Source organism: Agromyces sp. NPDC052230, assembly GCF_040679595.1.
Classification (GTDB): Bacteria; Actinomycetota; Actinomycetes; order Actinomycetales; family Microbacteriaceae; genus Agromyces.
The window spans coordinates 92,505-112,549 of sequence record NZ_JBFAVC010000005.1 but is presented as its reverse complement, the minus strand read 5'-3'; the positions used below and the strand labels follow the sequence as shown (position 1 = coordinate 112,549).

The window sequence follows — 20,045 nt, the reverse complement described above, 5'->3', positions numbered from 1 at the left end:
GCGGCGCAGGAGGGACATCCCGGATCCGGCGCATCGCCGGCGCATCGAGCATGGACGGCGACCGCGGTCGAACCGGCCGCGGGTCTGGGGGATCGATCATGGACCTGCCACACGCCATCATCGCGAGCGGCCTCGCGGCCCGCGCCACCGAGCGCCGCGACCGCTCGACCGAAGCCGAGATCCGCGAGGCGGAGGAGCGCGTGACCGCTCGGCTGCGTCGTCAGCCGCCGATCTTCTCCCCCGAAGGAGTCAGCACCCACCACACGCCGCCCACCCCCTGGCCGGTCGTGTCGCCCGCGGCCGAGTCGCCCGCGAAGTAGTAGAGCGGCCAGCCGTTCAGCGTGACCTGGGTGGCGCCGTCGACTCCGCTGATCGTGCCGACCTCGCCGGTCACGCCCTCGACCACGGGCACCTCGGAGTCGGTCGTGACGGCAGGCCAGTTCGTGGCGCACTGCCCTTCGCACGTGCTCGCCCCGGCGCCCTGCGTGTCGCTGTCGAACATGTAGACGGTCATGCCCTCGCCGTCGACGACGATCTCGCCGAGGTCGGAGTCGGCGGTGGTGAGCGCCGCCTCCCCCGCGGCCGACTCCTGGGTCGGCGATGCGGTCTCGGCCGGAGCGCCGTAGCCTTCGCCTGCAGGGGCCTCGGAGTCGGTGCCGGCGGTAGCGGAACAGCCGGCAAGCGCGACGGCCAGCGCAGCGACGGCGAGCCCGGATGCGATTCGGAGCTTCATGGTGGAACCTCTCTCATTCTCGGGACCGCGAGGGCGGTCCGCTGAGAACACGAGAGGCGGCGCCTCGTGGTTCACGCCCCGACGGAACTCCCCGGGCGGAACTCACTCGGCCGGGACTCGCCGGAACTCACTCGGGTTCGCCGAGCAGGAGCACGTCGCCGCTCGTCACCGACCGGATCTCGAGCGACGCGATGTCGTCGACCTCCACCGCAGTGCCCGCCTCGAGTCGCGCCGTCGCGCCGGGACTCGCCCGCCAGCTCGACAACTCGCGGCGCTCGCCGTCGTGGTCGACGACGTAGAGGGCGTACGGCCATCCGTCGACCGGTGCGCCCGCGGCATCCGTGCCATCGGTCTCGTAGGTGCAGTCGAGGTCGATGCGCGTCCCCCAGGCGACCGGAGTCAGCTCGGCCGTCGCCGTCACCGGCACGTCGGCGACCGTCTCGAAGGCGATGACCTCGACACCGGGTGGCGTCCTCGTGAGCCCGAGCGGCACGACGACGGCCGTGATCGCAGCGGCCCCGGCCAGGGCGGCTACGGCGAAGCGCACGCGAGAGCGACGGATGCGCCGACGACGCGCCTCGTGGCGCACCGCGGCCAGCAGCTCGGGGCGCGGCGCGGGAGCCGGAGCGGGCCCCGTGCCCACGGCGTCGCCGTCCTCGAGGAGCGCCTCGGCGCGCTCGGGCGTGAGCCGCGCGAGGAGCCCCGGCATCGGCGCGAGCTCCTCGACCGCTCTCCGGCACCGTTCGCACGACTCGAGGTGGCCCTCGTACTCGCGACGTTCGGCAGGTGAGAGGGCGCCCAGCACATAGGCCGAGTCCCAGTCGGCGAAGCGCTCGTGGTCGGCGGAACGGTCGGCGTTCATCGGGTCACCCCTTTCTCCTGCAGGGCGAGCCGCAGCGCTCGCAGGCCGTAGTGGAGCCGGGACTTCACCGTACCCTCGGGGATGCCGAGCCGGCGGGCGACCTCCGCGATGCTGCGCCCGCCGTAGTAGGCGTGCACGATAACCGCCCGGTGCTCGTAGTCGAGCCCGGCGAGCGCCTCTTCGACCAGCAGGCTCTCGAAGAGCGCGTCGGTGCCGTCGGCGCTGACCCGATCGGGTGTCTCCGCGACGCCGATCTCGTGGCGACGCCTGGCGCTGCGCGCCTCGTCGATCACGAGGTTCCGGGCGACCGTGAACATCCACGCCCGGGTCGATTCGGGCTCCTGGGCGAGGATGCGCGGGCTCCGCCACGCTCGCAGCAGCGTCTCCTGCACGATGTCGTCGGCGCCCGAGGGATTGCCCGTGAGATGCACGACGTAGCGCCACACCGACGGGGCATGGGCGTCGTACAGTGCGACGAGCCGGCGGTCGTCATCGGGCGGCATCCGTCACCTCCTGTCCTGACAACGAGACGGCGTGGCATCCGGTTCACCGAGCTCGGCGATCGGTGAACCGAATCGGCCGCGGCGTCGTGTTCTCGGCATGGATCCCTCATCCCACGCCGTGCTCGCCGCGGAGGACGTCCTCCAGATCGCCGGCCTGCCGTTGCACCCGCTCGTCGTGCACGCCGTCGTCGTGCTCACGCCGCTCACAGTACTCGCACTGCTCCTCGGCACCTTCTGGCCCGCGGCCAGACGGCGCCTCGGCATCGTGACGCCACTCGGCGCGCTCGTGGTGCTCGTGCTGGTGCCGGTCACGGTGCTCGCCGGGCAGACGCTCGCCGAGGCGATCGGCCCGGTGCCGGCCGTGGCGCGGCACCAGCAGCTCGGCGAGCAGTTCCTGCCGTGGGCGATCGGACTCTTCGTCGTTGCCACCGGGCAGTGGGCGTGGTACCGCTACGGCGTGGCGCGGCTCCGCGAGCGGTCGCTCGCCGGCGCACGCGCCGTGACGATCGGTCTCGGGGTGGCATCCGTCGTCGTCGGAGTGGGCGCGGTCGTGCTGCTCGCGCTCATCGGGGATTCAGGGGCCAGGGCCGTGTGGGGCGGGCTCCTGGGCTGATCGCCCCGAGCGCCGCCCCACCCGGGGTCCGAGTCGTAACGCCTCCTACGCGAACGCCTCGATGGGCGGGCAGGCGCAGACGAGGTTGCGGTCGCCGTAGGCCTGGTCGATGCGCCGCACGGGCGCCCAGTACTTGTTGCGCACGAGCGAGTGCACGGGGTACACGGCCTGCTCGCGGGTGTACGGGTGCGTCCACTCGCCCGCCACGACCGACTCCGCGGTGTGCGGGGCGTTCCGCAGCGGGTTGTCGTCGGCAGGCCACTCGCCGCGGCCCACGGCGTCGGCCTCCGCCTTGATCTGGATCATCGCCTCGACGAACCGGTCGAGCTCGGCGAGGTCCTCCGACTCCGTCGGCTCGACCATGAGCGTGCCCGCGACCGGGAACGACATCGTCGGGGCGTGGAAGCCGTAGTCGATGAGGCGCTTCGCCACATCGTCGACCGTCACGCCCGTCTCGGCGGTGAGCGGGCGCAGGTCGAGGATGCACTCGTGCGCCACGAGCCCGTTCTCGCCCGTGTACAGCACCGGGAAGTGGTCGCGCAGGCGGGCGGCGACGTAGTTCGCCGAGAGCACCGCGGCGGCCGTGGCCTGCTTCAGGCCCTCGGCGCCCATCATGCGCACGTACGCCCACGAGATCGGCAGGATCGACGGGCTGCCGTAGGGCGCCGCCGACACCGGGCCGCCGTCGTGGCTCACGCCGCCCGCGTGGTCGGCGCGCTGCGCCATCGAGTGGCCGGGCAGGTACGGCGCGAGGTGCGCCTTCGCCGCCACCGGGCCGACACCCGGGCCGCCGCCGCCGTGCGGGATGCAGAACGTCTTGTGCAGGTTGAGATGCGACACGTCGCCGCCGAAGTCGCCGAACCGCGCGTAGCCGAGCAGCGCGTTGAGGTTCGCGCCGTCGATGTACACCTGACCGCCCGCGTCGTGCACGGCCTGCGTGATCTGCTTCACCTCGTGCTCGTACACGCCGTGCGTCGACGGGTACGTGATCATGAGCGCGGCGAGGTCGTCGGCGTGCTCGGAGATCTTCGCGCGCAGGTCGGCGAGGTCGACGTTGCCGAGCGCGTCGGTGGCGACCACCACCACGCGCATGCCGGCGAGCACCGCGGATGCCGCGTTGGTGCCGTGTGCGCTCGACGGGATGAGGCAGACGTTGCGCTGGTCTTCGCCGTTCGCGCGGTGGTAGCCGCGGATCGCGAGGAGCCCCGCGAGCTCGCCCTGACTGCCGGCGTTCGGCTGCAGCGACACCGTGTCGTAGCCCGTGACCTCGGCGAGCCAGGTCTCGAGCTGCTCGATGAGGCCGAGCGTGCCGACCACGTCGGCCTCGGGGGCGAAGGGGTGCAGGTTCGCGAACTCGGGCCAGGTCACCGACTGCATCTCGGTGGCGGCGTTGAGCTTCATGGTGCACGAGCCGAGCGGGATCATGCCGCGGTCGAGCGCGTAGTCGCGGTCGGCCAGCTGCTTGAGGTACCGCATCATCTGCGTCTCGGACTGGTGCGTGTTGAACACGGGATGCTCGAGGTACGGGCTCGTGCGGCGCAGGCTCTCGGGGATCGCATTCGGCAGCGAACCGCTGCCCGTGCGGAACGGCGCATCGTCTTCGCCGAAGGCGCGCACGACGGCCTGCAGGTCGTCCCACGTCGTCGTCTCGTCGACCGCGACCTGCACGGTCGACTCGTCGACCTGCCACAGGTTGACGCCGAGCTCACGCGCGCGAGCCACGACGTCGACGGCGAGATCCGGCACCCGCACCCGAATCGTGTCGAAGTACGCATCGTGCACGAGTGTCAGCCCGAAACCGGTGAGCGTTTCGGCGAGCGCCTTCGCCTTCGCCGCGGTGGTCACGGCGATGTGGCGGATGCCCCGGGGCCCGTGATACACGGCGTACATCGACGCCATCACGGCGAGCAGCACCTGCGCGGTGCAGATGTTCGAGGTCGCCTTCTCGCGGCGGATGTGCTGCTCGCGCGCCTGCAGGCTGAGCCGGTACGCGGGGTGACCTGCGGCATCCTGCGAGACGCCGACGAGACGTCCGGGCATCTGCCGCTCGAGACCGGTGCGCACGGCCATGTAGCCGGCGTGCGGACCGCCGAAGCCCATCGGCACGCCGAACCGCTGCGACGTGCCGACCGCGACATCCGCCCCCAGCTCACCCGGGCTCGTGACCAGTGCCATTGCGAGCAGGTCGGCGGCGACGACCGCGAGGGCGCCCTGCTCCTTCGATGCGGCGATGACGGATGCCGGATTCCACACCCGACCCGAGGCGCCCGGGTACTGCACGAAGAGGCCGAAGTGCTCGCCGAGGGCGGCGACGTCCGTCGTCTCGTCGAGTTCGGCGACGACGAGCTCGATGCCCACCGCGGCCGCGCGCGACGCGAGGAGCGCGTGGGTCTGCGGCAGCGCGTCGGCATCGACCACGAATCGGTTCGACGGCGACTTCGAGCCACGCCGAGCGAGGAGCATCCCCTCGACGACCGCGGTGCCCTCGTCGAGCATGGACGCGTTCGCCGTCTCGAGGCCCGTGAGGTCGGCGACCATCGTCTGGAAGTTGATGAGCGCCTCGAGCCGGCCCTGCGAGATCTCGGGCTGGTAGGGCGTGTACGCCGTGTACCAGCTCGGGTTCTCGAGCACGTTGCGGCGGATCACGGCGGGCGTCTCGGTGCCCGAGTAGCCGAGGCCGATCATCGACGTGCGCACGGTGTTCTGGTCGGCGAGGGCCGCGAGCTCGGCGATCGCCTCACGCTCGGTCGTCGCGGCCGGGATCGCCGAGTCGACGACCTCGCCCATCCGGATCGCCGTCGGCACGGCCGCCGTCAGCAGGGCGTCGAGCGAGTCGTAGCCGAGTGCCGCGAGCATCCACTCGTGGTCATGCGGCGTCGTGCCGATGTGCCGGCGCCCGAAGGCGTCGACGTCGAAGGCCGAGGAGGTGCTGGTCATGAGGTCGCGGCTTCCTTATTCGCCGGTGAGGGCGCGGTACTCGTCGTGGCTGAGGAGCTTGGGCAGCGACGCGGCGCTCACCTTGATGAGCCAGCCCTCGCCGAACGGGTCGCTGTTCACGAGCTCGGGCGCGTCGATCACGGCCTGGTTCGCCTCGACGACCTCGCCGTCGACGGGCGCGAAGAGCTCGCCGACCGACTTCGTCGACTCGATCTCGCCCACGACGCTGCCCGCGGTGATCGCGGTCCCGGCGGCGGGCAGGTCGACGTAGACGACATCGCCGAGCTTCTCGGCGGCGTAGTCGGTGATGCCGATCGTCACGGTGTCGCCGTCCTGGCGCAGCCACTCGTGTTCCTCGGTGTACTGCAGGGCGGTCTGGTCGGTCATGCTTCTCTCCTTGGTCACGTGGTGCGCTGGCAGGTCACTTGGTGCGCCGGTAGAACGGTGGCTCGACGACGGATGCCGCGACGCGCGTGCCCCGGACGTCGACGTACAGCCCGCGGCCGGGCTCCGCGGCATCCGGTGCGACGAACGCCATGGCGACGGGATGGCCGAGCGTCGGCGACAGCGCACCGCTCGTGATCTCGCCGACCTCTCGGGCGTCGTCGCCCTCGCCGTCGTACACGGCGTAGCCGGCTCGCGGTGCGCGACGACCCTCGGCGGTGAGGCCGACCAGCACCGGGGCATCCGCTGCCGGCCCGCGCTCGATGGCGGCGCGTCCGATGAAGTCGTCGGGCTTGTCGAGCGCGAGGACGCGGCCGAGGCCGGCCTGCACGGGCTGGACGTCGCGGCCGAGCTCGTGGCCGTACAGGGGCATGCCGGCTTCGAGGCGAAGGGTGTCGCGGCTCGCGAGCCCGCACGGCACGACCCGCGGGCCGCCCGTCTCGCGCAGGGCCTGCCAGAGTCGGGGCGCGCGATCGGGGGCGAGGTAGAGCTCGAAGCCGTCCTCGCCGGTGTAGCCGGTGCGGGCGACGAGCACGGGGTCTCCCTCGAACGTCGCGGGGAACGCCCGGTAGTACCCGAGGGCGTCGATGCTCGCGTCGAAGTCCTCCTCGTCATTGCCCGGCCCGTCGACGCCGAAGCCGGGCGTCTCGAGCAGCACGGCCCGGGCGTCGGGACCCTGCAGCGCGATGAGCGCGATGTCGCGGCTCTCGTCGGCGACGAACGTGTCGAAACCCTCGGCGCGGGCGCGGAGCTCGTCGGCCACGACGCCGGCGTTCGACGCGTTGGCGACCACCATGAAGCGGTCCTCGCCCGTGCGGTAGACGACGAGGTCGTCGATGATGCCGCCGTCCTCCGCGAGGAGCAGCGAGTACTTCGCGCGCCCGATCTCGATGGCCGAGAGGCGGCCGGCGAGCGCGTGGTCGAGCGCGGCCGCGGAGCCCGGGCCGAGCAGCACGATCTCGCCCATGTGCGAGAGGTCGAAGATGCCGGCGTTCGTGCGCACCGCGTGATGCTCGGCGAGGTCGCTCGAGTACCGCACGGGCATCTGCCAGCCGGCGAAGTCGGTGAAGCTCGCGCCCGCGGCACGGTGCACCGCATCGAGCGGGCTGCGTCGCTCGGTGGTGCTGGCGTCGGGGTCTCCGCCGGGTTCGGTGCTGCCTGCTGCGGTGGTGCCGGAATCGGTCACGGAGTTCTCCAGAGTCGCGTGGGCGGTCGGCGGATGCCGCTGGGAACTCCCCCTCTGTCGTGGGCCTGAGAGATTCACGCGATCGCTCGCGCTTTCACCGTCGGCGGGATGTGGGCGGGAATGCCTGATCCGCTTTCCAGAGCGGCCTCGTCATCGCGGTGTGGTTGACCTGAGAGATTGGCGGGGAGGCTTGCTCCTTCGGTGCCGTCTGGTGCTGCGTGAACAGTACCGCCGGCTCTTCCGCGACGCGTCGATGGCCCGGTATGAGGTTGTAGGGCCGATCCTAGCCGACCCGGCCCGCGCCCGCTGGTACCGACCGCCGCGCGTGCTCTCCGACGGGGCTCGTCCCGCATTCCGCCGTTTCCCGAAGTCGCAGTCGAGCGCCCTCAGCTCCGCGAGTGCGTGCACGACTGCGACTTCTCCGTCGCCGCCCGAAGCGGTCGGCTGTGGAAAGGACGGGCGGCACCGCTGCATGCTCCGGAATGCTTGCGGCATGCGACGACCCGGGGACCTGCCCACCGAGCTCGCGGCACTCGGTGTCTTCCCGGTCGCGCGGGCACGGCAGCTCGGCATCACACGCGGCCGGCTCGCGGCATCCGACCTGGTCACCCCGAATCGAGGCGTGCGCCGGCTCGCCGCCGCGGATCCCGACCTGCACACGACCGTGCTCGCCTTCACCGACCGGATGACGCCTGCGCAGTTCTTCAGCCACTCCACCGCTGCCCGACTGAACGGCGTGCCGTTGCCGTCGGAGGTGGAGGCCGACGGGCGGCTGCATGTCTCGGTGCTCGGCAGGGCGCCGATGCCGCGGATCCGCGGCGTGGTCGGCCACCGGCTCGACCCGGAACGCACGCGGGTCATCACCGCCGGCGGCGTGCGAGTGACGGATGCCGCCACCACCTGGTGCCAGCTCGCCGCAATGCTCTCACTCGACGACCTGGTGGCAGCGGGAGACCACATGCTCACGGGCGGCGCCCTGGCCGGCGGACGGGTCGCGACAGCGACGGTCGCCACCCTCACGGCGGCCGCCGAGCTGCACCGCCGGTCGCCCGGCGCCGCACGGATGCGCACGGCGCTGCCGTCGCTGCGCGTCGGCCCGCTCTCTCGACGCGAGTCGCTGCTGCGGCTCCGGATGCTCCGCCACGGCCTTCCTGAACCGCGACTCAACCACCCGGTGCCGGAGGGCCGGCACGACGGACACGTGCCGCACGTCGACTTCGCGTACCCCGAGTATCTGGTCGCGATCGAGTACGAGGGCGACTACCACCGGTCGCCCGCGCAGTTCCGCCGCGACATCCGCCGCTATGAGCATGTGCAGGATGCGGGGTGGATCGTCATCCGGGCCGCCGCCGATGACGTGCCCGACGACGCGGCGGCGCCGCGAGCGGTCGAACTCGTCGGGCGGATCGAGCAGCGGCTGCGTTCGCGGGGTTGGCGCCGCTGAACTGGGGGCGACGCTGACCTCGGGCGCGCGACGCGTCGTGGGGCATCCGTGCCTGGCACAAGTCGCACTCGGGCACCCTCCGATGCCTCGAAGCGTGAACGACTGCGACTTCTCCGAGGGGGTGGCCGCGACATCCGGCCCGACGAGAGCCGGAACCACAGGGCGTCACGAGGTTTGGCGTTCAGGTCACCATGACTGTAAGCTGAACTCAGCAGAGTTCGAGTCATCATGACTCTAAGCAGACAGCACGGGAGGTGAACGGATGCCGCAGCCCAGCGACCTGGCCACACGCCTCGCCGTGTCCACGGTGATCTTCGCGCTGCGGCCCGACCACACGGGTCGCCCGGTGCTGTGGACGCCCCTCGTGCGCCGCACGCGGGAGCCCCAGCGGGGATCCTGGGCGCTGCCGGGCGGCTGGCTGCCTCCCAACGAGGAGCTCGAGGTCGCCGCGGCTCGCACCCTCCGCGCCACCACAGGGCTCGCGCCGAAGTACCTCGAGCAGCTCTACACGTTCGGTCAGGTCGACCGCTCGCCCGGCGCCCGCGTCGTGTCGGTCGTGTACTGGGCGCTCGTGCAGAGCGACGAGGCCGCCCGCGCGACCGCCGGCCCCAACGTGCGCTGGGTGCCGGCCGACACGCTTCCGGCACTCGCGTTCGACCACAACCGCATCGTGGAGTACGCCCTGTGGCGCCTGCGCAACAAGGTGGAGTACGCCGAGATCGCGCACGCGTTCCTCGGCGAGACGTTCACGCTCGCCGAGCTCCGCGAGGTGTACGAGGCAGTGCTGCAGCGCGGCCTCGACCCGGCGAATTTCCGGCGCCAGATGATCGCGTCGGGCCGACTCCGCGAGACCGGCGAGCGCGTCGCCGGCGCGCCCCACCGCCCCCCGAAGCTCTACCACTACGACACCTCCGCCGTGACGGCCGAGACCCGCGAACCGTTCATGAGAGAGAGGCCAGCGTCATGACCACCCCCACCACCCCCACCCGCGCCGCGGCATCCGTCGACCGCACCATCCGCCTGATCACGACGGGCGCCGCCAGCGGCAGCGCCTGCTCGCCCGATCTCGCGAAGGGTCCGTGGGAGTTCGACGCAGGGCCCGCCGGCTACGGCCCCGGCTCCTCGATGGGCGACGTGATCCCCACGGGGTCGCCGCGCCAGGGCGCGCTGCCCGAGGAGTACCGCACGGCGACCGACGAGGAGCTGCACGCCCGCATCCGCGCCGCGAAGGCGACGCTCGGCGACCGCGTGGTCGTGCTCGGCCACTTCTACCAGCGCGACGAGGTCATCGAGCACGCCGACTTCACGGGCGATTCGTTCCAGCTCGCGAACGCCGCGAAGGGCCGCGCCGACGCCGAGGCCATCGTGTTCTGCGGCGTGCACTTCATGGCCGAGACCGCCGACCTGCTGTCGCGTCCCGAGCAGGCCGTGATCCTGCCGAACCTCGCCGCGGGCTGCTCGATGGCCGACATGGCCGACGAGTCGAGCGTCGAGGAGGCGTGGGAGCAGCTCGAGGAGGTCTACGGCGACCTGTCGGCGCCGGGCTCCGACGGCCGCGTGCCCGTCATCCCGGTCACGTACATGAACTCGTCGGCCGCCCTCAAAGGCTTCGTGGGCCGCAACGGCGGCATCGTCTGCACGTCGTCGAACGCGAAGACCGTGCTCGAGTGGGCGTTCGAGCGCGGCGAGCGCGTGCTGTTCTTCCCCGACCAGCACCTCGGTCGCAACACCGCGAAGGCCATGGGCGTGCCGCTCGAGCAGATGCCGATGTGGAACCCGCGCAAGCCGCTCGGCGGCAACACCATCGACGAGCTCGCCGACGCGCGGGTCATCCTCTGGCACGGGTTCTGCTCGGTGCACAAGCGCTTCACGGTCGACCAGATCGCTGCCGCGCGTGCGCAGTATCCCGAGGTGCAGGTCATCGTGCACCCCGAGTGCCCGATGCCGGTCGTCGACGCAGCGGATGCCGCGGGCTCGACGGATTTCATCGTCAAGGCCATCCAGGCCGCCCCGGCCGGCTCCACCTTCGGGATCGGCACCGAGATCAACCTCGTGCAGCGCCTCGCCGCGGAGCACCCCGAGCACACGATCTTCTGCCTCGACCCCGTCGTGTGCCCGTGCTCGACGATGTACCGGATCCACCCGGGCTACCTCGCGTGGGTGCTCGAGGAGCTCGTCGCCGGTCGGGTGGTCAACCGGATCCAGGTGGCCGATGACGTGGCCGACCCGGCGCGCCTCGCCCTCGAGCGGATGCTCGCGGCGAAGCCGCCGGTCGCGGCACCGGCTGCCCCGCCAGCGCCGCGACCGGCAGCGCCGGCAGCGACCAAGGCGGCCTGACATGGTGCATGTGCTCGTCGTCGGCGGCGGCATCGCCGGACTCTGGACGGCGGTGAAGGCCGCCGACGCCGGGCACACGGTGGAGCTCGTCACGAAGACGGCGCTCGCCGACGGCAATACCCGGCACGCGCAGGGCGGCATCGCTGCGGCGCTCTTCCCCGACGACTCCGTCGAGCGCCACCACGACGACACGATCGCCGCGGGCGCCGGCCTCGCCGACCCCCGGGCCGTGCGGGTGCTGGTCGACGAGGGCCCGGCCCGGGTCCGCGACCTCATCCGGTTCGGCGTCGAATTCGATCGCGGTGAGTCGGGCCTCGAGCGCGGACTCGAGGCGGCGCACTCGCGGGCACGCATCCTGCACGCCGGCGGCGACGCCACCGGGGCGGCGATCGAGGCGGCCCTCGTCGCGACCGTGCGGCGCCGCGCCGTGCGGATCGACGAGGAGACGATGCTCGCCGACCTCGTGGTCGAGGGCGGCCGAGTCGTCGGCGCACGCCTGCTCGCGGCATCCGGAACCGTCACCGAACGACGCGCCGACGCCGTGGTGCTCGCGACCGGCGGCAGCGGATGCCTCTACACCCACACGACCAATCCGTCGGTCGCCACGGGCGACGGCGTGGCGGCCGCGTGGTGCGCGGGCGCCGCCGTCGCGGACCTCGAGTTCGTGCAGTTCCACCCGACCGCGCTGGATGCGCCCGGCACGCCGCTCATCTCCGAGGCCGTACGCGGCGAGGGCGCCCTGCTCGTCGACCGCGACGGCGAGCGCTTCATGCTCGCGGTCGATCCGCGCGGCGAGCTCGCCCCACGCGACGTCGTGGCCCGCGCCGTGTGGCGGCGCATGGCCGAGCAGGGCGGCACGCCGGTGTTCCTCGACGCGACCGGGCTGGGCGCCGCGTTCCTGGCGCAACGGTTCCCGACCCTCGATGCGGCATGCCGGGAGGCCGGATACGACTGGTCGGCCGAGCCCGTGCCGATCACGCCCGCGGCGCACTACGCCATGGGCGGCGTGGTGACCGATCTCGACGGACGCACGACCCTCCCCGGGCTCTTCGCCGTCGGCGAGACGGCCCGAACCGGCGTGCACGGCGCGAACCGGCTGGCGTCGAACTCTTTGCTCGAGGCGGCCGTGTTCGCCGACCGGGCGGCGCGCGCCCTGGGCGTGCCTGCTTCGGCTCCCGCTCGTGCACAGAACGGCGGATATACGATCCGGCGCGCCGGTGCGAAGGCCCGAGTCGACGGGGTGTCGGATCGTATCTCCGCAAGAACGAGCACGAGCACCGTCATGACCGCGGGCACGGATGCGGATGCGGGCGCGAAGGCGACCGCGGGCGTCGTCGATCGTGTCGCGCTGCAGCGGCTCATGTGGGAGCACGTCGGACTCGAGCGCGACGCGGCGGGGCTCGCCGCGGCATCCGCTCGACTCGCAACCTGGCGCGCGCCCGAGGTGCGCGATCGCCGCACCGCGGAGGACCGCAACCTGCTCGACCTGGCCCGCCTCACGGTCGCCGCCGCGCTGGCGCGAACCGAGAGCCGGGGCGCGCACTTCCGCACCGACGACGTCGAGACCCCCGACCTCGAGACCCCCGACCTCGTGACCCCTGCCCGCGTCACCGCCGACACCGCGAAGGAAGCCGCCTGATGACCGAGCTCCGCGAGATCGACCGCATCGTCGGCGCGGCACTCGAGGAGGACGCCCCGTGGGGCGACCTCACCAGCGAGACGCTCATTCCAATGACGGCGACGGCCCTCGCCGAGCTCGTCGCCCGCGAGCCGGGCGTCGTGAGCGGCATCGAGGTGTTCGCGGCCGCGTTCCGCCTCGTCGACCCGCGCACCGAGGTCGAACAGCTCGTGGCCGACGGCGACCGGTTCGCGGCGGGCGACGTGCTCGCGCGCGTGCACGGGCCGGCTCGCGGCATCCTCACCGCCGAACGGGTCGCGCTCAACCTGCTGCAGCGCATGTCGGGCGTCGCGACGCTCACCGCGCGCTACGTCGACGCGGTCGCGGACACCGGCGCGCGCATCGTCGACACCCGCAAGACCACGCCGGGCCTGCGCAGCCTCGAGCGCCAGGCGGTGCGCGACGGGGGCGGCCGCAACCACCGTCGCTCCCTCTCCGACGCGATCATGGCGAAGGACAACCACCTCGCGGTGCTCACTGCGGGCGGCCGCGACCTCGCGACCTCGCTGCGGGAGGCACGCGAGCGGATGCCGCACACCGCTCATCTCGAGGTCGAGGTCGACCGCCTCGACCAGCTCGACGCCGTGCTCGCAGGCGGCGCCGACACGATCATGCTCGACAACTTCAGCCTCGACGACCTGCGGGCGGGCGTCGCGCGCATCGGTGGACGGGCCGTGGTCGAGGCATCCGGCGGCGTTTCACTCGACACGGTCGGCGCGATCGCGGCAACGGGCGTCGACGTGATCTCGGTCGGTGCGCTCACGCATTCCGCTCGCGCGCTCGACCTCGGGCTCGACGTGGTGATCGAGGCGCCGGCGGTCGGGAGCGACACGTGATCTTCCTCGACCACGCCGCGACGACTCCCGTGCGACGGGAGGCGCTCGAGGCGATGTGGCCGTTCCTCACCAACGCGTTCGGCAATCCGTCGAGTCATCACGGGCTCGGCGACGAGGCGGCGCGCGCACTGGCCGCCGCACGCGCCGACGTGGCCGCGGTCATCGGATGCCGCCCCGGAGACGTGGTCTTCACGAGCGGCGGCACCGAGGCAGACAACCTCGCGATCAAGGGCATCGCGCTCGCGAACCCGCGCGGCCGCCACGTCGTGGTCTCGCCCGTCGAGCACGAGGCCGTGCTCGAGTCGGTTGATCACCTCGTGCGCGTGCACGGATTCGAGGTCTCGTTCGTCGACGTCGACGAGCACGGGCTCGTGCATCCCGAGGCGCTCGCCCGGGTCATCCGTCCCGACACGACGCTGGTGTCGGTGCAGCTCGCCAACAACGAGATCGGCACGGTGCAGCCCATCGGCGAGCTCGCGGCCGTCGCCCACGCGTCAGGCGCGGCCATGCACACCGACGCCGTACAGGCGGCGGGCTGGCTCCCGCTCTCGCTCGACGAGCTCGGCGCCGACGCGATGTCGCTCGCGGGCCACAAGGTCGGTGCGCCGAAGGGCACGGGCGCGCTCATCGTGCGCGGCCGCATCCCGCTCGAGCCGGTGCTGCACGGCGGCGGCCAGGAGCGCGGCCGCCGATCGGGCACCGAGAACGTCGCCGGTGCGGTCGCGTTCGCGACGGCCCTCCGCCTCGCCGAGGTCGAGCGAGCGGATGCCGCGACCCGCGTGGGCGCGCTCGCCGCCGAACTCGTGGCCCGGGTGACTGACGACGTGCCCTGGGCGCAGCTCACGGGCGACCCCGTGCGGCGGCTTCCCGGCACGGTCTCGTTCGTGTTCCCCGGCACGAGCGGCGAGGCGGTGCTGCTCGAGCTCGAGCGGCAGGGCGTGATCTGCTCGAGCGGTTCCGCGTGCGCCGCCGGCAGCGACGAGCCATCGCACGTGCTCACCGCCATCGGCGTGTCGGCCGAGGTGGCCCAGACGGCGGTGCGCTTCACCCTCGGCACGGAGACGACGGCCGAGGAGATCCACGAGGCCGCGGCATCCGTCGCTCGTGCCGTGTCGGTGGTGCGCGCTATCGTCGCACCATGATCGATTCCACCGTCATTCCGTCCGACGACGAACCAGTCGTGACCGCGTAGCACCGGCACGACACTCGCCCGGCCCCACGGTTTCCATACGTTCCGATCCATCTCCCGATCTGGGAATACTTCGCCGTCGGGGCCCTGTTGACCCACGTATTCGAAGCTCTTCTCCGGCGCAGCCCTGCGCCGAACTCGATTGGATGCATTCTTTGACCGAACGCGCCACCACCGACCTCGACGACCTCGAGGTCACCCGCAACGACGACCCTCGGCCTCACGAACACCCCGACGCCGAGGCACTGCACGGAGCCCGGAACAACCGGGTGATCTGGCTGCTGCTCGCCGCCACGTTCGTCGTCTTCCTGAACGAGACGATCATGGGCGTGGCCATCCCCCACCTCGTCGACGACCTCGACATCACGCTGTCGGCCGCGCAGTGGCTGACCACCGCGTTCATGCTCACCATGGCCGTGGTCATCCCGATCACGGGCTTCCTGCTGCAGCGGTTCGCGACGCGTCCGATGTTCATCACTGCGATGAGCCTGTTCTCGACGGGAACGCTGATCGCGGCCCTCGCGCCCGGCTTCGAGGTGCTGCTGCTCGCCCGCGTGGTGCAGGCGACGGGCACCGCGATCATGATGCCGCTGCTCATGACCACCCTCATGACGCTGGTGCTGCCATCCGACCGCGGCCGCATCATGGGCCGGGTCTCCATCGTGATGTCCGTCGCGCCCGCCATCGGACCGACCATCTCCGGCCTGATCCTGAACTTCCTGTCGTGGCGGTTCATGTTCTGGCTCGTCCTGCCCATCGCCCTCGTCATGCTCGTCATCGGATACCGCCGTGTCGAGAACGTGAGCGAGACGCGGGTCATCCCCATCGACGTGTTCTCCATCGTGCTCTCGGCGTTCGGCTTCGGCGGCGTGGTCTACGGCCTCAGCATCGTCGGCGGTGTCGTGAGCGGCACCGATATCGCGTCCGCGCCGCAGATGTGGATCGCGCTCGCCGTGGGTGCCGTGGGCGTGGCGGCGTTCATCGTGCGCCAGCTCCTCCTGCAGCGACGCGACCGCGCCCTGCTCGACCTGCGCACGTTCAAGACCCGCAACTTCGCGGTCTCGGTCGCGCTCATGACCGTGATGATGGCGGCGCTCTTCGGCACCATCATCCTGCTGCCGGTGTACCTGCAGGATGTGCTGCACCTCGAACCCGTCTACACGGGCCTGCTGCTCCTGCCCGGAGGCCTGATCATGGGCCTCCTCGGTCCGCGCGTCGGCCGGCTCTACGACCGCTTCGGGCCGACGCCACTGCTCGTGCCCGGATCGATCGTGGTGAGCGGCGTGCTGTGGTCGCTGACCCTGGTGACCGAGCAGACCTCGCCCTGGATGCTGCTCGCCGCCCACGTGGCGCTGTCGACCGGACTCGCGTTCATGTTCACGCCCCTCTTCACGTCGGCGCTGGGGTCGATCGAGCCGCGCTTCTACTCGCACGGCTCGGCGACCGTGGGCACCATCCAGCAGGTGGCGGGCGCTGCGGGCACGGCGCTCTTCATCACGGTGATGACGTCGCAGGCGGCGGGCCTCGCGATGAGCGGCGCGAGCGCCGAGGTCGCGGCTTCGGCCGGCATCCGCAGTGCGTTCATGGTCGGCGCGATCCTGTCGCTCCTCGCGATCGTCGGCGCGTTCTTCGTGCGCAAGCCGGCCGACATGATGCCGGGTGCCCACGCGGAGCACACCGCCGAGGCCGACGCGGTCGACGTCGTGTGACGGCCGACCGGGTTCGACCCGGCTTCGTCCCCCGCCTGATCGAACGGGCCCGGCATCGCGCCGGGCCCGTTCGCTGTTCAGGACCTCAGCCGCAGTTCGGGCGACAGGTGCGCTGCGAGAGCGCATCGACGAGCACCGTGCCGAGGTCCTCGGGCTTGGTGGCCGAGTACGCGGCGCCCTTGGTGGCCTGGGCGATGCGCTGCATGGCGGCGAGGTCGGTGTCGGGGCCGAATCCGATCATGATGACCGCCACAGGCCTGGCGGGGTCATTGGTGCGCTCGAGCTCCGCGACCAGCGTCTCGAGGTCGATGCCGTTCTCGTCCTCGTTCTTGCCGTCGGTGATGACGAGCACCGTGTTGACCTTCTCGGGATCGTACGACTCGCGAACGCGCTGCACCGCCGCGAGGGTCGAGTCGTAGAGCCCGGTGGCACCGCCGAGCCGGCCCGGCAGTGACTGGATGATGCCGGCGATCTGCTGCTTGTGGGCGAGGTCCGCGAGCGGCGCGATCGGCGAGACATCCTCGTAGTCCACGTCGCCGTTGCGAGCCGTGGAGAAGAGCCAGACGCCGAGCTCCACCTCGCCCGAGAACTTCTCCATGGCGCCGACGGCCGCCTGCTGGAAGATGTCGATGCGACGCAGGCCGTTCTCTGCGGGTTCCTCCATGGAGCCCGACACGTCGATCACGGCGAGCATGCGTGATCGCAGCGTGAGCACACCCCACGCGCGAAGGATCTCGAGCTGCGCGGCGGCGTCGGGCTTGGCCTGCTGCGCCGGCGGCGCCTCGGCCGCAAGGCCCGGCACGTCGAGGGCACCGGTGCCGTCGGGGCCGCGGAACCCGGCAGCGGCCAACTGCTCGGCACCGTCGCGCACGGATGTCTCGAATGCGCCGAGCAGGTCGGCTCGCGAGGGTGCCTCGCCGTCGCCTGCGTCCTCAGCGGCATCCGCCTCGTCCTCCGCGTCGGTGGCCTTCGGCAGGCGCACGAGCGGGTAGTCCAGAAGGACCGTGCCATCGGAGGGGTAGGCGGCCACGAGCGTCTCTGCCGGCTCCTCGAGGTTGAACGCCGCCACCTGGGCTTCCGTCGTGACCACGACGCTCGGCAGTTGTGCCGCGGACAGTGAGCCGATCGCCGCGCCGGTGGACGCCGGAATCGACTTGCCGAGCTCGATCATGGCGCCGGCGAACTGACGGGGGTCGTCAGGTGAGGAGTGCCCGCGCAACGCGAGCAGCCCGGCGAGGCTCGCCGCGGAGGCCTCAGGGTCGGGGAGGATCGTGGGCAGCGTGCCCGAGAGCACGCGGGCCCACGTCACCGGCGCGGCCGCGATCTCGGCTGCGCGTGCCGCGGGAGCGGCCAACACCACCGGGGTCGTCGCGACGGGGTCGCCCACGTGCACGTCGGGCGCGCTCTGCCCGAGCGAGGCGGCGGTGGCGGCGGTGCGATCGAGCCAGACACTCGACTCGGGCACCCACACGTCGGCGTTGAGCGTTCCCGAGGCGAGCACGGCGGACGTGTCGGCGGAGTCCTGTGCCTTGACGACGGTCTCGACGCATTCCTTCGACGCAGCGTCGAAGTCCTTCGCGATGTCGGCGATCGCGGGAGCGATCGAGGTGTCCGCAACCACGACGAGCTGCTCGGGGTCGACGCAGCCCACCTCGGCGGACGCGAAGAGGGGATTCAGGTGACCGCCCACCCACAGGTACACGCCGGTGGCGATGACACTGACGACGGCGAGCGCGGCAACAGCGGACAGGATGAGCGCACGGCCCGGCTTCTTCGCCGGGGCCTTGGTGCTATGACGCCCCACGGACACTCCAAGCCCGACGACGCCGTGGCCTCGCCGATTCCCAGTAGAACGGGTTCCCCCGTTCCGGGGGAAGGATTTCCCCAGTGTAGGCGACCGACCTCACAACGCGAATCTCACGCGCACGCGTCTGCCTGAGCGTGCCGGCAATCGGCTCGAGTGGACGAATTAATGCGGGTCGGATGACCCCCAGTCATCCGACCCGCTCCCCCGCCCTGGGCGTCGACCCCTCAGTCGGCGCGCAGGCGATTGTGAAACTGTCCGAGCGACCCACCGCGACAGGGTGTTCCCCCGAGCCCTTGGTGGTGCGCCGTTCGTAGTTACGACGGTAGACGGGACGATTCCGCGACGAAAGGGCTTGACGATGGGAGAAGCGGCAACTATAAGCGAGAAGTGGCAACGACCGGTGGCGGCGGATCGCCACGACATGCGAGCATGACGAGAAAGCCACTCCGAGTCCGAGGCGCGCGCATGACGATCATCCGAACCATCCCCGAGTCCGACGCCGAGGGTGAGGTCGCGGAGTTCTACGCCGACGATGTGGAAGCCCTCGGATACGTCGCGTCGTATACCAAGGCCATGGCCATGAACACCGGGGCATTCCGGGCATTCGAATCGCTCATCGGGTCGGTCGCGAATCCGCTCGGCCTGCGGCGCTACGAGCTCGTCACGCTGGCCGCCGCACTCGGTACGAAGTCCCACCACTGCCGGCTCGCGCACGGCGTGAAGTCGCTCGAGCTGTTCGATGAGGAGCAGCTCGAACGCATCGCACGCGACTATACCGACGCCGGCCTCACCGATGCCGAAGTCGAGATGATGCGGTACGCCGAGCAGGTGGGTCGCGACGCTTCGGCCATGACCGACGCCGACTCGCAACGCTTGAAGGACGCCGGATTCACCGACCAGGAGATCGTGGACATCGCGATCGCGGCATCCGCCCGCGTGTACTTCGGGAGGGCCCTGCAGGCGCTCGGTGTCGAGGTCGACCAGCCGCCGATGCTGGGCGCGCCCCTTCGGTCGGCACTGGTGGAGGGCCTCGACCGGGCGTAGAGCGGATGCCACGACGCATGCCCGGCGCGTGTGCGGAACGGAGGGGGCCGAGATGGACTACTTCAATGACCGGCGAGACGCGGGGCGGCAACTCGCCCAGGCCTTCGCAGCACGGCAGCTCGATCGGCCGGTGGTCCTCGGACTCCCCCGCGGCGGCGTCCCCGTGGCCGCCGAGCTCGCGCGTGCGCTCGGAGCGCCCCTCGACGTGCTCGTGGTGCGCAAGCTCGGGCTGCCGCGCCAGCCCGAGGTCGCCATGGGGGCCATCGGCGAGCGCGGCGCCCGGGTGTTGAACGATGACGTGTTGCGATCCGGCGGTGTGTCCGACGAGCAGCTCGCAGCAGTGGAGCGCCGCGAGCGAGCCGAGCTCGAGGCGAGGGTCACGCGCTTCCGCGCGGGGGCGCCCATCGTCGATCTCGCCGGTCGCACGGCCGTCATCGTCGACGACGGGGTCGCCACGGGCGCCACCGCGCGCGTGGCCTGCCGGGTGGCGCGTGAACTCGGCGCGGCATCCGTGATCCTCGCGACGCCGGTCGGGGCGCCCGATAGCATCGCCGAGATCGCCGCCATGCCCGAGGTCGACGAGGTGGTGTGTCTCTCGACGCCCCGCGGTTTCATGGCGGTGGGCATGCACTACATCGACTTCTCGCAGACGACGGATGCCGAGGTGCAGGCGATCCTCGCCGAAGCGCGCTCGGGCGACGGCTCGTCGGCCTGACGCCCAGC

Annotated in this window: 17 protein-coding genes and 1 riboswitch; of the genes, 10 read left to right on the top strand and 7 right to left on the bottom strand. The window is 71.6% G+C overall.

Features of this window, described 5'->3' with window-relative positions; genetic code table 11:
- Nucleotides 1–220: 220 nt before the first annotated feature.
- The 3 genes from AB0K73_RS12405 to AB0K73_RS12395 all read right to left on the bottom strand — a co-directional run bounded on the left by AB0K73_RS12405 (nt 221) and on the right by AB0K73_RS12395 (nt 2,098).
- On the bottom strand, nt 221–733 hold the full coding sequence (locus AB0K73_RS12405; RefSeq protein WP_360513475.1) for a hypothetical protein: 513 nt from the start codon (nt 731–733) through the stop codon (nt 221–223).
- Nucleotides 734–860: 127 nt separating this feature from the next.
- The gene (locus tag AB0K73_RS12400) at nt 861–1,595 is read right to left on the bottom strand and encodes a zf-HC2 domain-containing protein (protein WP_360513477.1); all 735 of its coding nucleotides are present in this window, start codon (nt 1,593–1,595) and stop codon (nt 861–863) included.
- A complete protein-coding gene (locus AB0K73_RS12395; RefSeq protein ID WP_360513479.1) occupies nt 1,592–2,098 on the bottom strand; it encodes a sigma-70 family RNA polymerase sigma factor in 507 nt (168 codons plus the stop codon). Before AB0K73_RS12395 ends, AB0K73_RS12400 begins: the two co-directional genes overlap by 4 nt.
- Nucleotides 2,099–2,195: 97 nt before the next feature.
- On the opposite strand from AB0K73_RS12395, the gene AB0K73_RS12390 reads away from it, so the two are divergent.
- Nucleotides 2,196–2,711, top strand: coding sequence for a DUF2231 domain-containing protein (locus AB0K73_RS12390; RefSeq protein WP_360513481.1), 516 nt, complete (start codon nt 2,196–2,198; stop codon nt 2,709–2,711).
- 45 nt (nt 2,712–2,756) lie between these two features.
- Here AB0K73_RS12390 and gcvP read toward each other — a convergent pair whose 3' ends face one another.
- Genes gcvP through gcvT form a run of 3 tightly spaced genes read right to left on the bottom strand, consistent with a single transcriptional unit; the run spans nt 2,757 to nt 7,278 of the window.
- Nucleotides 2,757–5,648, bottom strand: coding sequence for an aminomethyl-transferring glycine dehydrogenase (gcvP, locus tag AB0K73_RS12385; protein ID WP_360513483.1), 2,892 nt, complete (start codon nt 5,646–5,648; stop codon nt 2,757–2,759).
- A gap of 15 nt (nt 5,649–5,663) precedes the next feature.
- Nucleotides 5,664–6,035 carry a glycine cleavage system protein GcvH gene (gcvH, locus tag AB0K73_RS12380; protein WP_360513485.1) on the bottom strand — a complete coding sequence of 124 codons (372 nt, stop codon included), beginning with the start codon at nt 6,033–6,035 and terminating at the stop codon, nt 5,664–5,666.
- A 34-nt stretch (nt 6,036–6,069) separates the two neighbouring features.
- A complete protein-coding gene (gcvT, locus tag AB0K73_RS12375) occupies nt 6,070–7,278 on the bottom strand; it encodes a glycine cleavage system aminomethyltransferase GcvT (protein WP_360513487.1) in 1,209 nt (402 codons plus the stop codon).
- A gap of 146 nt (nt 7,279–7,424) precedes the next feature.
- Nucleotides 7,425–7,531, bottom strand: a riboswitch (glycine riboswitch).
- Between the two features lie 240 nt (nt 7,532–7,771).
- Between gcvT and AB0K73_RS12370 the strand changes: the two genes are divergently transcribed.
- The 7 genes from AB0K73_RS12370 (at nt 7,772) to AB0K73_RS12340 (ending at nt 16,471) form a co-directional block, all read left to right on the top strand.
- Nucleotides 7,772–8,722: a hypothetical protein gene (locus AB0K73_RS12370; protein WP_360513489.1), complete on the top strand. Its 951-nt coding sequence runs from the start codon at nt 7,772–7,774 to the stop codon at nt 8,720–8,722.
- Between the two features lie 262 nt (nt 8,723–8,984).
- Nucleotides 8,985–9,689 carry an NUDIX domain-containing protein gene (locus tag AB0K73_RS12365; RefSeq protein ID WP_360513491.1) on the top strand — a complete coding sequence of 235 codons (705 nt, stop codon included), beginning with the start codon at nt 8,985–8,987 and terminating at the stop codon, nt 9,687–9,689.
- On the top strand, nt 9,686–11,059 hold the full coding sequence (gene nadA, locus AB0K73_RS12360; protein ID WP_360513493.1) for a quinolinate synthase NadA: 1,374 nt from the start codon (nt 9,686–9,688) through the stop codon (nt 11,057–11,059). Before AB0K73_RS12365 ends, nadA begins: the two co-directional genes overlap by 4 nt.
- A gap of 1 nt (nt 11,060) precedes the next feature.
- Complete coding sequence (gene nadB / locus AB0K73_RS12355; protein WP_360513495.1) at nt 11,061–12,698, top strand: L-aspartate oxidase; 1,638 nt, start codon at nt 11,061–11,063, stop codon at nt 12,696–12,698.
- The gene (gene nadC / locus AB0K73_RS12350; protein WP_360513497.1) at nt 12,698–13,573 is read left to right on the top strand and encodes a carboxylating nicotinate-nucleotide diphosphorylase; all 876 of its coding nucleotides are present in this window, start codon (nt 12,698–12,700) and stop codon (nt 13,571–13,573) included. Before nadB ends, nadC begins: the two co-directional genes overlap by 1 nt.
- Nucleotides 13,570–14,715, top strand: a complete 1,146-nt coding sequence (locus AB0K73_RS12345; protein WP_360513499.1) for a cysteine desulfurase family protein — start codon at nt 13,570–13,572, stop codon at nt 14,713–14,715. Before nadC ends, AB0K73_RS12345 begins: the two co-directional genes overlap by 4 nt.
- A 292-nt stretch (nt 14,716–15,007) precedes the next feature.
- On the top strand, nt 15,008–16,471 hold the full coding sequence (locus AB0K73_RS12340; RefSeq protein WP_360513705.1) for a DHA2 family efflux MFS transporter permease subunit: 1,464 nt from the start codon (nt 15,008–15,010) through the stop codon (nt 16,469–16,471).
- Nucleotides 16,472–16,556: 85 nt separating this feature from the next.
- Here AB0K73_RS12340 and AB0K73_RS12335 read toward each other — a convergent pair whose 3' ends face one another.
- Nucleotides 16,557–18,275: a VWA domain-containing protein gene (locus AB0K73_RS12335; protein WP_360513501.1), complete on the bottom strand. Its 1,719-nt coding sequence runs from the start codon at nt 18,273–18,275 to the stop codon at nt 16,557–16,559.
- 468 nt (nt 18,276–18,743) lie between these two features.
- Between AB0K73_RS12335 and AB0K73_RS12330 the strand changes: the two genes are divergently transcribed.
- Together AB0K73_RS12330 and AB0K73_RS12325 are read left to right on the top strand one after the other, a co-directional pair.
- A complete protein-coding gene (locus AB0K73_RS12330; RefSeq protein WP_360513503.1) occupies nt 18,744–19,322 on the top strand; it encodes a carboxymuconolactone decarboxylase family protein in 579 nt (192 codons plus the stop codon).
- A gap of 52 nt (nt 19,323–19,374) precedes the next feature.
- On the top strand, nt 19,375–20,037 hold the full coding sequence (locus AB0K73_RS12325) for a phosphoribosyltransferase (RefSeq protein WP_360513505.1): 663 nt from the start codon (nt 19,375–19,377) through the stop codon (nt 20,035–20,037).
- Nucleotides 20,038–20,045: the final 8 nt, after the last annotated feature.